The sequence below is a fragment of the Paenibacillus sp. DMB5 genome (assembly GCF_001517085.1).
Classification (GTDB): domain Bacteria; phylum Bacillota; class Bacilli; order Paenibacillales; family Paenibacillaceae; genus Paenibacillus_AQ.
In genome coordinates, this window is record NZ_LRAC01000168.1 from 136,827 (window position 1) to 149,202 (window position 12,376).

Sequence of the window (12,376 nt, forward strand, 5' to 3'; positions counted from 1 at the left end):
GCTGATCACGTCAATTGCCGGAGAAATAATTAAATACCCAGGTAATGCCGTTTTTAACATCTGATACTTGTCCATGAAGCGCCCCGAAAAAGGTCTTCTGCAGCTCTACCTGAACTTTACCGCCGTCTTCAACCAGTCTGGCATAGATGGCACGCAGCTCTTCTTCGCTCTCCAGTGCCATAATGATGCTGACATTGGCTGTCTTGGCACCTCGGCCGTAATCATCCGAGAAATGAATCAGGCTGGAGCCCAGGTGCAGCTCCGCATGCAGCAGCTTGCCGTTATGCTCGTTCAGCACCTTAATTTCGCCGCCGAATACGCTCTGGTAGTAATCGGCCGATTCACGCACATTTTCAATTATTACATAAGGGCTTGCACTGATCATGGTTATGCCTCCAGGATTTTTAATTGGACAGCTGCTGTGTGCACCGTCTTTGCTTATTATATACAATTGCTGTGATAGCTACCAAGGCTTAATAAGCCTATCTATAAGATTGCTGAACACACCAAACAACCCCGCACAGGTACATTGAGGGGCTCTCATAACAATCAAAAAAGCAGCCGGCTTAGCCGGCTGCTTCATAAAACGTCCTACTCCGTTGTGTAAGGCAGCAGCGCGATTTGACGCGAGCGTTTTACAGCAATGGTCAGAGCGCGTTGGTATTTTGCACTTGTACCAGTTACACGACGCGGCAGAATCTTTCCGCGTTCGCTGATGAACTTCTTGAGAAGCTCAGTGTCTTTATAGTCAATGTGAGTAATTTTGTTCACAGTGAAGTAGCACACTTTTTTGCGCTTGTTGCGTCCACCACGACGTGCCGGTCTTTTGTCGTTGTCTCCGCCTTCTCTTTGTTTGAAAGCCATGTTCTTTTCAGTCCTTCCTTATTAAAATGGCAAATCATCATCCGATATATCGATCGGTTTTCCATCGCCCGAAAAAGGATCTTGATTATTGTTGCTGCGCGAGAAATTGTTGTTATTTCCGCGTGCACTGTTACCGCCGTTACCGCCGCCATAGGCAGGCTCTTCAGGCATACTTCCGCCACTTGCATTTCCGCCTTCACGGTTCTGCGAGGATTCCAGGAAACGGACGTTATCAGCAATAACTTCAGTTACGTATACACGTTTGCCTTCGTTATTCTCATAATTCCGTACTTGGATGCGTCCTTCTACGGCTGCCAGACGGCCTTTGCGCAAATAATTGGCACAGGTCTCAGCCAGCTGTCTCCAGGTTACTACCGGGATGAAGTCCGCTTCGCGTTCACCGTTCTGGCCCGTAAAGTTACGGTCTACGGCAAGCGTAAACTGTGTTACGGCAACACCAGCAGGAGTATAACGAAGTTCCGGGTCACGGGTCAACCGACCGATCAGAATGATACGGTTCAACAATTCAATCCCCTCCTTATAGCGCGATTGGTTACAAAGCTTGTCTCGATCTTAGGCAACGTCGTTCGTAATGAGATAACGAATAACTTCGTCGGAAATCTTCATGATACGCTCAAGCTCAGTAACTACTGCAGGTTCTGCAGTGAAGTTAACCAATACATAAACGCCATCACGGAATTTCTTGATCTCATACGCAAGACGGCGTTTACCCTGCACATCGTGCTTTGTAATTTCCCCGCCGTTGGAGATGATGCCTTGGAATTTTTCGACTGCTGCTTGAACGGCTTCTTGTTCAATATCAGGACGAATAATGTACATCACTTCGTATTTGCGCATAAATTTCACCTCCTTATGGTCTTCGGCCCCTGATCATGTCAGGAGCAAGGAGCGAGCACAAACATAGACTCGCACCAAATCAGTTTACCAAATTGCTCTGCTGATTGCAAGCAATATCATACATTAGATCCCTCAGGTACTTTTTAGCTACATGAAGCCTTCCGCCGCTGCGCACAATAGATCTGTAATTATCACTCTTGAGAAGGAGGATTTATAATGGGCGAGCAGACAGAATATGAAAAAGGGGACCGGGCACCGAACCCTGGTGTTTACACTGAGGTTGGAGAAGCGCGCAGCTTCCACACGCAAATCCAGAATCCAAAGCGGATCACAATGGAGAAAGGCGATATTTTCCCTGAGACCACCAACAAGGACCGCAAGTGGAAAAAGGTTGAGAAAGCGCGTGTCCATTAATTTTGTGCAGGCATGTATAAAAAGCTGACTCAGGCACATAATAATCTCAGGCAGTACAAAAGAGAGGTGTGGTTCCGTTGAACGTCGATGACGAACACAATCACTGGGATTCTGATTCAGCAACTATTGTAATCCGGGAACAGTAAGGCTGGCCCTCATGTAGTAACGGCTTCGCCGTCCTCATTGGACGGTGTCCGTATCTGCGGGAAAGATAAGGCTAAAGTTATGGTGCAACCTATACTTTCTTATCTTTTAAAAAAGGCAACAGCTTTTGCAACACCCAGCACTTTAGCGGCTTTAGACAGACAAATCCAAACATCATTGATGTACTGCCTCTGGAGGGAGATCCGCAAGGATCTCCCTTTTGCGTGTACATAACGGTACCTCTGCCCGCTTCCCTGAACGCAGTAACTATACAACAAAAAAACCTCCGCAGCAGCGAAGGTCTGATTAGTAATATTATTAAAAAGCTGTGGTGGCGGAGAGGGTGGGATTCGAACCCACGCACGCTTTGACACGCCTAACTGATTTCGAGTCAGCCCCCTTGGGCCTCTTGGGTACCTCTCCGCAGCAAGACCTATTGTATCATGGTGTATTTGCTTTTGCAAGCTTAAATATCGTGCCCGTCCGATTCTGTTGAAGCACTCTTTGAGCGGAGCACTTTTTTGAGGTTTTTCTCGAACTTGGCACGGGGAATCAGTACGCTGTGCTGGCAGCCGGTGCATTTTATGCGGATATCCATCCCCATCCGGATGATCTCCATTTCGTTCGTTCCGCAGGGATGAGGCTTTTTCATCAGCACAATATCCCCAAGTCCAAAGACCTTCCGTTCCATCAGTTATCCCCCTCTTCTCCCTCTTGGGCAGCTGCAATCAGCCTTCTCGGGATGGTTCCTGCCGTCTCACTGGCTTCCCTGGCTGTTTTTACAAGCTCAGCCTCTATTGCCGCTCTTGATGCCTGCTCTTCCTGCTCCAGCGCTTTACGCGCTGCCTCAGCCTCTTCCTGGGCTGTCTGTTTCTCCAGAGCCTGTTTGATATCGCTCTGAATCTGCCGCTGCGCAGCTTCCCGGGCATTAGGCTGGCAGTTAGCGGCTATACGGATCACAAACTCCGATGTGCTCATGGACTGAATACCGAGAATATTCGGGTAAGCGATAATGTTATCACTCCGCTCCTCAATTCCCTTCAGTGCTTCACCTATCAGGGCAAGCGTATTTTCCAGACCCCGCTCGATCTTCACCGGCACGTCCACCACAGCCATCGCATTAGCCAAAGAATAGTTGGTTACATTGACTATCGAACCGTTAGGAACAATGTGAACCTCACCTGTAAAGCTGAGCAGCCTGGTTGTTCTGAGCCCGATCATCTCCACAGTTCCTTTATAAGTACCGGTCTGAATCACATCGCCTACTGCAAACTGATCTTCAAAAATGATAAAGAAGCCGGTAATTACATCCTTGACCAAACTTTGTGCTCCAAACCCGATAGCCAGACCGACAACACCTGCGCCAGCCAGCAGCGGCCCCAGATCGAAGTTGAATTCAGAAAGAATCAGCATAATCATGATAAAATTACAGATGACCGTGACCACATTTTTCAGAAGCCCGCCCACAGTAGAAAAGCGCCGGCTGTTTGCCAGCAGTCTGCTTCCTGTTACCTCTTTTTCCATCGAACGGTCAATGACTTTGTAGACTATTTTAATTATCAGCCGGGTCAAAATAAAAATAGCCAGGATTCTGAGCCCCGAAAACAAAACATTCGCCCACATATCAGCATCCGTTAACCAGTTCCACACCCTATCCTTGAACCGGACAGCATCATCCAAAGCACCAGATGCCGCAGATTCCAACAACCAGGTTTGCATTCAGGTCCCTCCCTCTTTAATCATGTATCTCCATATACCCGTTTCCCTCTTCATTCCTGCCAAAGATCCCGCGGATTTCCACGTTTTGTCCAGCGATGATTTCTCTCACCCCTGACAGATCCTTGCGAAAAAACTGAATCGACATCGCACAGCCCGCTGTAATTTCCTTCGGAGTCGGGAAGATATCAATTTCCATTTCCGCATACTCCAGCAGCATCTCAGCACGCAGTGCCTGCTGGGTTGAGTCAAACGCAATCAGCAGCTCTTCCCCCATCTCCATCACTCCCTCTGGTCTTAAGGTCCTATCTCTTGCACCTGTAGTATAAAAAGCTTTTTTCATCCATATACTAGGATCATCAACACTCTCCTGCGGAATAGCGCAATACCTTATCAGCAATCTTTGAAATGGAATGAACATCCTGCTGGTATTTTCGTAGAAGCTCCGCCTGAAGAAAGGAAGGTTATATGAATTTATCTTCTAAAGCTGTATCGCTGCCAGAACCGTCATGTCTTAAAATATCACATGCAGATCCTAATATTTACTCGGCCATTACCCACCGCCTGCTGTTCCACTTCTCGCGTACACGTCCGGATACTCCGATTGTTATTGTCTGCGTGGGCACAGACCGCTCCACCGGTGATTCACTGGGCCCTCTTGTGGGCACCGCTTTATCCCGCTTTCACAGCCCGTTATTTCATCTGTACGGAACTTTGGACGAGCCGGTGCACGCCGTTAATTTGGAGGAGACACTAACGCTCATTTATAACAAACATAATGATCCTTTTATCATCGGCATTGATGCCTGCCTGGGGCATTCCGCCAGCGTAGGCTGCATCCAGGTCGTTGACGGTCCTCTGCGCCCTGGTGCCGGTGTCAACAAGCAGCTGCCTCCTGTCGGAGACATTCATTTAACCGGTATTGTCAATGTGGGCGGATTCATGGAATACTTCGTGCTTCAGAATACCCGCCTGAGCCTCGTAATGCGCTTATCGGACATCATTGCCGTCAGCCTCTACTCTGCCTTAAAACAATGGAACCTCCATGCTAAATCTGCTGCTGCGCTTGAGCAATAACTTCCTTTTCTTCCGGGGACAACGGATATTGTGATGACCCGTTCTCAAGCGGTTTGGCATAGATATAAGAATTCTCGCGGTTATGCAGACTTGTTAAGACTACACCGTTACTGCCGTCATCGATAATGGCTATGGAGAAGCTCAGGTCGCTTCCACGCTCACCAAATGCATTATACCGCTTCACAGCTACTTTGGATTTCATGCCGCGCAGTTTATTCTGAGCCGCTTCAATCAGTGTCTTATGTTCACGTTGTTCTTCATCCAGACGCTCACTTTGATTTTTTAGATCAATCAGCAGACTTTCCAAATCCTCAATACCGTTACCGCCCATCATTGCCTCATACTTACGCCGCATCCTGCGGAGCTTGCTGCCTTGAACAATCTGCATAATCAACAATATTAATATGATCATTACTGCAGCGAACATAACCAGAGAAATTTGTTCATTAATCATTTGATTCAGCTCTAACATGTATGGACCATCCTTTTGTATTTATCTGCTGCTGCGGGACCGGCCGTATAGCTCCTCCATGGCATCCAGCATTCTTTTTATATCATGCTCAGTTGAACTGATGCCTACACTTGCTCTGACAGCCCCGCTCTCCAGCGTGGCTGCTGCTTTATGGGCTAACGGAGTACAGTGCATTCCCGCCCTTACAGCAATGTTATACTCGCGGTCCAGCCGATGGGCAATAGCTGCTGATTCCTCACCGTCAATAGTAAACGAAACAATTCCGCTCCGCGGCGCTCCTATTCCAGGTCCAAGCAGCCTCAGCCCCGGAATTGCTGACAAACCCTCCATCAATTGCTGGGTCAGCAGCCATTCCTGCTTATGGATATGATGGGTACCCAGCATTTTGATTTTGCGCACTCCGGCCAGCAGCCCGGCAATACCGACAGCATTCTGGGTTCCTGCCTCATAACGGTCAGGGCGGACCGTCGGCTGCTCACTGCTTTCTGACTGGCTACCGGTTCCCCCGTGCATTAAAGGTTCCGGATTAAGTTCCGGAGAGATATACAGCCCTCCCGTCCCTTGCGGGCCAAGCAGGCCTTTATGCCCCGGAAAAGCAAGCATATCAATATTCATCTTCTGCACATCGATATCCAACGTTCCGGCACTCTGTGCTGCATCAACCAAAAAAACAGCCTTATGCGCCTTGGCGATTTCTCCGATCTCACCAACAGGGAGTATACTTCCCAGGAGATTCGAACTATGGTTGCAGATAACCATCCTGGTATTAGGTCTAAACAGCCGTTCCAGTTCCATCAGATCAACCTGTCCTTCTTCATTTACACAAAGATAGTCCACCTGTATACCGATCGTTCGGCGAAGGTACTCCAGTGGACGGCGCACTGAATTATGTTCGGTCATCGTTGAGATGACATGATCCCCTGCCTGAAGCGTCCCCTTTATGGCCAGATTGAGACCCATTGTCGTGTTATGAGTAAAAGCGATGTCCTGTGCATTTGATATCCCAAACAGCTCAGCAAGCATACTTCGGGCCCTCACAAGCACTCTGCCCGTTCCTATGGCCAACGAGTGGCTGCCTCTGCCTGCATTGGCACCCGACTGTTCCAAGGCCTCCATCATCGCTGCAGCCACCTCTGGCGGCTTAGGCCAGGAAGTTGCCGCATGATCCAAATACAACAACGGTTCCATTCTCCACCTCCCTTTTCAAGTGTAAAAAACATATCCCTCCATATCCGTGTTAGGGATACCTCAGGATATGTTTTCACGTCTGCATATTCAAATCAGTTCCCCAGCAGTTCCAACAGTCTTTCCAGGTCTTGGGCGCTGTAGTAATTGATTTCGATCTTTCCTTTATCCTTACCCTGTTTAATCTTCACTGTCGTTTTAAATCTTTCACGCAGTCCCTCTTCCACATTATCAATATACGGATCGCGTTTTACAACTTTCGCTTTGATTCCTGCAGCCGGCTTACGGTCAAGGTTTTTGACCACCTCTTCAAGCTGTCTCACGCTCCACTGCTGCTCTACACACTGCTCAGCCAACTGTTTGACAATCTCAGGATCTTTAAGCCCGACAATAGCCCGCGCATGTCCCATTGAAATTGTTCCACGTGAAACATAATCCTTCACTTCCTCCGGCAAAGTCAGCAGACGCAGGAAATTAGCGATATGCGATCTGGATTTTCCTACCTTAAGTGAGAGCTCTTCCTGTGTTAGTGAGAATTGATCCATCAGCCCCTGGTAAGCTACTGCAATTTCCATTGCGTTGAGATTCTCACGCTGCAGATTCTCAATCAAGGCGATTTCCATTACCTGTTGATCACTCAAACTTCTTACAACAGCAGGAATTGTTGATTTTCCGCAATACTGGGATGCCCGGAATCTTCGTTCCCCGGCAATAATTTCGTATCCCTTGAGTACACTGCGGACAATAATCGGCTGAATCACTCCATGCTGTCTGATAGACTCTGCCAGTTCCTGAATTGCTTCTTCATTAAAGTCCTTGCGCGGCTGATAAGGATTGGCCCGCAACTGGCCTAAAGGTATCTCTACAACCTTATCATCTTCATTAATAGATAAGGATGGAATCAGTGCATCTAGACCTTTCCCTAAACGCTTACTCATATGAGATCACTTCCTTTGCCAACTCTAAATACACTTCCGCCCCCTTGGAGCGGGAGTCATAAGTAATAATGGACTGTCCATGTGAAGGTGCTTCACTCAGACGGACATTACGCGGAATAATGGTACGATATACCTTTTCCTGGAAATACTTCTTAACCTCTTCAATGACCTGAATCCCCAGGTTTGTCCGGGCATCCAGCATAGTCAGCAGAACGCCTTCAATGCTTAAATGCGGATTAAGATTTTTCTGCACCAGGCGAACCGTATTAAGCAATTGGCTCAATCCTTCGAGTGCATAATACTCACATTGAATTGGAATGATCACCGAATCAGCCGCTGTCAGAGAATTAATAGTTAAAATGCCGAGAGACGGCGGGCAGTCAATAATGATGTAATCATAATTGTTTTTTACTGTGTTCAGCGCTTTTTTGAGCTTTAATTCCCGCGAAATCGTTGATACTAGTTCGATTTCTGCGCCAGCCAGCTGGATTGTCGCCGGAATAATATGCAGCCCTTCTATTTGTGTGTGCAGGATCGCATCCTGCGGATTGACCTCATTGATGAGAATATCATAAATGCAATTCGCTACATCCGCTTTGTTGACGCCAACGCCGCTTGTAGTGTTGCCTTGCGGGTCAATATCGACAAGAAGCACTCTCTTCCCCAAAGTAGCCATACCGGCACCCAGGTTCACAGAGGTTGTCGTTTTTCCGACTCCGCCTTTTTGATTTGCTATGGCAATAATCTTGGACACTTATTTCACCTCGAATTGTTAGAAAGAATCATCTTGTAGTTCGTGAAGTTGTAACGTTTTGAACGGCATCAAATCTGCGAGAAAATAGACAAATATACAAGTAGGAGTTCAAGTAATGGGATACAGCGGTACAACCCGCATGTAGTCACAGAAAAGGCGGCCAATCACCTCAGGGCCGCCTTCAGCTTTTGAAACAATTTATCGTTTAGGGATCTGAATCACAATCTCATAATGGTCACCGCGGTCGTTTTCCGAGGTCTTAATCTCCATTCCTGAGCCTGTTACCATATCAATGGATTGACGAATTGTATTAAGAGCGAGACGAACATCCTTGGTGTAGGAAACCCGTTTTGATTTTTTGGCAGTCTGGCTTAGCGCCTTATAGAAGGCAATACGTGCTTCTGTCTGCTTAACATTCAGTTCCTTGGAAATGATCTCTGCCAGTACCTTTAGCTGCATCTCAACACTGTCCAGAGAAAGCAAGGAACGGGCATGCCGCTCGGTGATTTGGCGCTCCATCAGCGCTGTCTTCACTTCTTCCGGCAGCTGCAGCAGGCGGATCTTATTAGCGATGGTAGACTGGCTTTTGCCTAAACGCTGGGCTAGGCTTTCCTGGGTCAGTTGATGAAGATCAATCAATTTCTGATAGGCGATTGCTTCCTCAATAGATGTCAGACCCTCACGCTGTAAATTTTCGATTAGAGCGATTGAGGCAGCCTGGGAATCATTAAACTCACGGACAATGGCAGGGACGGTATCCAAACCAAGCTTCTTAACCGCACGCCAACGCCGTTCTCCAGCAATAATCTCATACTGCGAGTCACGTACGCGAACAACAATGGGTTGAATGACTCCGTGGGTTTTGATGGTCTGACAGAGCTCGTCTATCTTCTCGTCATCAAAAATGGTCCGGGGCTGATAAGGACTGCTGATAACCTCATGAACCGGGATTTGTTTGACCTCTTCTCCGCTGCTCCGCTCGCTAAATCCAAAAAGCTTGGTGAATTGTTCTTTCATTCCGTTCATAACCACCTAGTTTCATTATATTACGATCCTCTTAACCTAGCCTGGCAAAAAGCCCATCGTACAACCTACTCTAAAAATGGATACTATATCATTCTATCACTTTTCCTCAGATAATCCTATTCTCCATAAAGACCTATTTTTCCTGCATTTTATAACAATTGAAATATGATACGGCATAGTCTGCAAAATAAAAAGCCCTTAGCAATTAAGGACTAAGGACTTCTTATTAACCAAGCTATTCAACTGGATAAAAATGTTTCACGTGAAACAATTAAATGAGCGGTGCTTTCGCCGGCATTCCTGCTTTACGGGGATACTTGGCGGGTGTAGCACCTGTCTTACGGATCATAACGATATGGCGCGCCGATTCTTCTACCGGCAGGCTGAACGATTCAACCTTCTTAAGCTCAGCCCGCAATTCCTTGAGACTGCGTGCTGCTTCAGTCAATTCCTCGCCTGGATCATTTCCCTTCATTGCGGCAAGGATACCATCCTTACGGGTAAACGGAAGGCAAAACTCATTGAGCAGTGACAAGCGTGCAACCGCACGTGCAGTGACTACATCATATGCGTCACGGTGAGCGAACTGTCTGGCAACATCCTCTGCCCGGCCATGAATCAGCTGCACTCCGCTAAGTCCCAGTGTGTCACAGATATGCTGGAGGAAGGAAATTCTTTTGCTGAGTGAATCAACGATTGTCAGCTTAATATGCGGGAAGCATATTTTTAGCGGAATACCGGGAAAGCCTGCACCTGATCCGATATCTGCCAGACTGTTCACTTGAGTCAGATCAACATAAAAGGCAAGCGACAGCGAGTCATAAAAATGCTTGGTGTAAACCTGATCCCGTTCCGTAATGCCAGTCAGATTCATCTTCTCATTCCAGGAGACGAGTTCCTGATAATAAAGCTCAAACTGCTCCAGCTGCCGTGAAGAGAGCTCAATGCCCTTCTTCTGCAATAGAGCAACAAACTGTGTTGTTGTGCTGTCCATAAATTATCCTTTCGCTGCTGTCACCCGGTTATAATGCTCTAAGTGCACAAGCAGAATCGAAATATCAGCCGGAGTTACTCCGGCAATCCGCGAGGCCTGTCCAATGGAAATCGGGGCAATCTTGGTCAGCTTCTGCCGCGCTTCCATTGCGAGTCCATGAATCTCATTATAGTCGATATCATCCGGAATTTTCTTCTTCTCCATCTTCTGCAGCTTCTCTACATGGGCCAGCTGCTTCTCAATGTATCCGGCATATTTGATCTGAATTTCTACCTGCTCCTTCATCTCATCATCCAGTTCTTCAGGTGAAGGAGATATCTGATCAACAAAGCTGTAAGCGACCTCCGGACGGCGCATCAGCACAAGCAGGTTAGAGCCGTCAACGATTGGAGCGGATTCATATGCTGCCAAAGCTTCATTAACCTCAACAGGCTTAACCTTCGTTTCCCGGAGACGGACAATCTCGCGTTCAACCGTTTCTTTCTTATGGACAAAGGCATCATAGCGCTCCTGCGGAATCAGCCCGATGTCATAGCCGATAGGAGTAAGACGCAGATCGGCATTGTCATGGCGGAGCAGCAGCCGGTATTCGGCACGGGAAGTAAGCAGGCGGTAAGGTTCATTTGTTCCTTTAGTCACCAGATCATCAATCAGAACGCCGATATAACCTTGGGAACGGTCAAGTACTACAGGTTCCTTATCCTGCACTTTACGGGCTGCGTTGATACCAGCCATAACCCCCTGCCCTGCAGCTTCCTCGTATCCGGAAGTACCGTTAATCTGTCCCGCAGTGAACAATCCCGGCAGACGTTTGGTTTCCAGAGACGGCCACAGCTGTGTAGGCACCATGGCATCATACTCAATCGCATAACCGTTACGCATCATTTCAACCTTTTCCATCCCCGGAATGGAGCGAAGCACAGCTAACTGTACATCTTCAGGGAGACTGGTGGACAGTCCCTGTACGTAATATTCCGAAGTGTTTTTTCCTTCCGGTTCAAGAAAAATCTGGTGCTGTGACTTGTCGCTAAAGCGTACCACCTTGTCTTCAATAGACGGGCAATAACGCGGGCCTGTTCCTTCAATAATACCGGTGAACATCGGGGCACGGTGCAGGTTATCATTAATAATCTGGTGTGTTACAGGTTGGGTGTAAGTCAGCCAGCATGGCAGCTGTTCGTTATCCGAAGATTTGGTTTCAAAAGAGAAAAATTTCGGTTTATCATCTCCGGGCTGAATTTCCGTCTTCGAGAAGTCAATTGTATCTTTATGGACACGCGGCGGTGTACCTGTCTTAAAGCGGACCAGTTCAAATCCGAGCTCACGCAGGTTCTCGGACAGGCGTACAGAAGGCTGCTGATTGTTCGGTCCGCTCTCATATGTCAGCTCGCCCATAATCACTTTACCGCGCAGATACGTTCCGGTCGTCAAAATAACAGTCTTACTGCGGTATACTGTACCGGTCTTGGTAATAACGCCGGCACATTTTCCGTCCTCCACAATCAGCTCCTCAACCATCCCCTGGCGAAGTGTCAGATTCGGCGTCTTCTCCATCGTTTCTTTCATGGCGTGCTGATAAAGGTATTTATCCGCCTGGGCTCGCAGTGCATGAACCGCAGGTCCTTTGCCTGTATTAAGCATGCGCAGCTGAATAAAGGTTTTATCAATGTTGCGGCCCATCTCGCCGCCCAGCGCATCGATTTCACGGACGACATGCCCTTTGGCCGGGCCGCCAATTGAAGGATTACATGGCATAAAAGCCACCATATCCAGGTTAATGGTAATCATCAGTGTTTTGCAGCCCATCCGGGCTGCAGCCAGAGCAGCCTCGCAGCCGGCATGGCCGGCGCCTATGACCACTACGTCATAGCTGCCTCCTTCATAACTCATTTCTATTCCTCCTGACTGCTTATATGAGCAGTAATAATATATAT

General features: G+C 47.8%; 16 protein-coding genes and 1 tRNA gene. 2 read left to right on the forward strand and 15 right to left on the reverse strand.

Annotated elements, in window-relative coordinates; translation table 11 throughout:
• Nucleotides 1-10 precede the first annotated feature (10 nt).
• The 4 genes from AWJ19_RS31660 to rpsF form a co-directional block, all read right to left on the reverse strand.
• Complete coding sequence (locus AWJ19_RS31660) at nt 11-385, reverse strand: glyoxalase/bleomycin resistance/extradiol dioxygenase family protein (protein ID WP_068729549.1); 375 nt, start codon at nt 383-385, stop codon at nt 11-13.
• Nucleotides 386-591: 206 nt separating this feature from the next.
• The gene (gene rpsR, locus AWJ19_RS31665) at nt 592-864 is read right to left on the reverse strand and encodes a 30S ribosomal protein S18 (RefSeq protein WP_019914552.1); all 273 of its coding nucleotides are present in this window, start codon (nt 862-864) and stop codon (nt 592-594) included.
• A 21-nt stretch (nt 865-885) separates the two neighbouring features.
• Entirely contained in the window at nt 886-1,389 is a 504-nt protein-coding gene (ssb, locus tag AWJ19_RS31670) for a single-stranded DNA-binding protein (protein ID WP_068729551.1), read from the reverse strand.
• Nucleotides 1,390-1,437: 48 nt separating this feature from the next.
• Nucleotides 1,438-1,722 (reverse strand): 30S ribosomal protein S6, encoded by a 285-nt coding sequence (gene rpsF / locus AWJ19_RS31675; RefSeq protein ID WP_025706808.1) that lies wholly within the window; start codon nt 1,720-1,722, stop codon nt 1,438-1,440.
• A 216-nt stretch (nt 1,723-1,938) separates the two neighbouring features.
• On the opposite strand from rpsF, the gene AWJ19_RS31680 reads away from it, so the two are divergent.
• On the forward strand, nt 1,939-2,136 hold the full coding sequence (locus AWJ19_RS31680) for a YjzC family protein (protein WP_039878033.1): 198 nt from the start codon (nt 1,939-1,941) through the stop codon (nt 2,134-2,136).
• Between the two features lie 476 nt (nt 2,137-2,612).
• On the opposite strand, the gene AWJ19_RS31685 is transcribed toward AWJ19_RS31680, so the two are convergent.
• The 4 genes from AWJ19_RS31685 to AWJ19_RS31700 all read right to left on the reverse strand — a co-directional run bounded on the left by AWJ19_RS31685 (nt 2,613) and on the right by AWJ19_RS31700 (nt 4,273).
• Nucleotides 2,613-2,703, reverse strand: a tRNA-Ser gene (locus AWJ19_RS31685).
• Nucleotides 2,704-2,746: 43 nt separating this feature from the next.
• Nucleotides 2,747-2,971 carry a DUF951 domain-containing protein gene (locus tag AWJ19_RS31690; protein WP_068729554.1) on the reverse strand — a complete coding sequence of 75 codons (225 nt, stop codon included), beginning with the start codon at nt 2,969-2,971 and terminating at the stop codon, nt 2,747-2,749.
• Nucleotides 2,971-3,999 (reverse strand): mechanosensitive ion channel family protein, encoded by a 1,029-nt coding sequence (locus AWJ19_RS31695; protein WP_068729555.1) that lies wholly within the window; start codon nt 3,997-3,999, stop codon nt 2,971-2,973. Before AWJ19_RS31695 ends, AWJ19_RS31690 begins: the two co-directional genes overlap by 1 nt.
• A 16-nt stretch (nt 4,000-4,015) precedes the next feature.
• Nucleotides 4,016-4,273, reverse strand: a complete 258-nt coding sequence (locus AWJ19_RS31700) for a DUF3343 domain-containing protein (RefSeq protein ID WP_068729557.1) — start codon at nt 4,271-4,273, stop codon at nt 4,016-4,018.
• Between the two features lie 191 nt (nt 4,274-4,464).
• Between AWJ19_RS31700 and yyaC the strand changes: the two genes are divergently transcribed.
• Nucleotides 4,465-5,073, forward strand: a complete 609-nt coding sequence (gene yyaC, locus AWJ19_RS31705; protein WP_068729559.1) for a spore protease YyaC — start codon at nt 4,465-4,467, stop codon at nt 5,071-5,073.
• On the opposite strand, the gene AWJ19_RS31710 is transcribed toward yyaC, so the two are convergent.
• The 7 genes from AWJ19_RS31710 to mnmG all read right to left on the reverse strand — a co-directional run bounded on the left by AWJ19_RS31710 (nt 5,045) and on the right by mnmG (nt 12,332).
• Nucleotides 5,045-5,545, reverse strand: a complete 501-nt coding sequence (locus tag AWJ19_RS31710; RefSeq protein WP_068729561.1) for a DUF4446 family protein — start codon at nt 5,543-5,545, stop codon at nt 5,045-5,047. The genes yyaC and AWJ19_RS31710 overlap by 29 nt on opposite strands.
• A gap of 21 nt (nt 5,546-5,566) precedes the next feature.
• Nucleotides 5,567-6,733, reverse strand: coding sequence for an aminotransferase class V-fold PLP-dependent enzyme (locus tag AWJ19_RS31715; protein ID WP_068729563.1), 1,167 nt, complete (start codon nt 6,731-6,733; stop codon nt 5,567-5,569).
• A gap of 92 nt (nt 6,734-6,825) precedes the next feature.
• The gene (locus tag AWJ19_RS31720; RefSeq protein WP_068729566.1) at nt 6,826-7,668 is read right to left on the reverse strand and encodes a ParB/RepB/Spo0J family partition protein; all 843 of its coding nucleotides are present in this window, start codon (nt 7,666-7,668) and stop codon (nt 6,826-6,828) included.
• Nucleotides 7,661-8,422, reverse strand: a complete 762-nt coding sequence (locus AWJ19_RS31725) for an AAA family ATPase (RefSeq protein WP_068729568.1) — start codon at nt 8,420-8,422, stop codon at nt 7,661-7,663. The genes AWJ19_RS31720 and AWJ19_RS31725 overlap by 8 nt, the downstream gene beginning before the upstream one ends.
• Before the next feature lie 198 nt (nt 8,423-8,620).
• Nucleotides 8,621-9,439 carry a nucleoid occlusion protein gene (noc, locus tag AWJ19_RS31730; protein ID WP_068729608.1) on the reverse strand — a complete coding sequence of 273 codons (819 nt, stop codon included), beginning with the start codon at nt 9,437-9,439 and terminating at the stop codon, nt 8,621-8,623.
• Between the two features lie 280 nt (nt 9,440-9,719).
• The gene (gene rsmG, locus AWJ19_RS31735) at nt 9,720-10,442 is read right to left on the reverse strand and encodes a 16S rRNA (guanine(527)-N(7))-methyltransferase RsmG (RefSeq protein ID WP_068729570.1); all 723 of its coding nucleotides are present in this window, start codon (nt 10,440-10,442) and stop codon (nt 9,720-9,722) included.
• Between the two features lie 3 nt (nt 10,443-10,445).
• A complete protein-coding gene (mnmG, locus tag AWJ19_RS31740) occupies nt 10,446-12,332 on the reverse strand; it encodes a tRNA uridine-5-carboxymethylaminomethyl(34) synthesis enzyme MnmG (RefSeq protein ID WP_068729572.1) in 1,887 nt (628 codons plus the stop codon).
• Nucleotides 12,333-12,376: the final 44 nt, after the last annotated feature.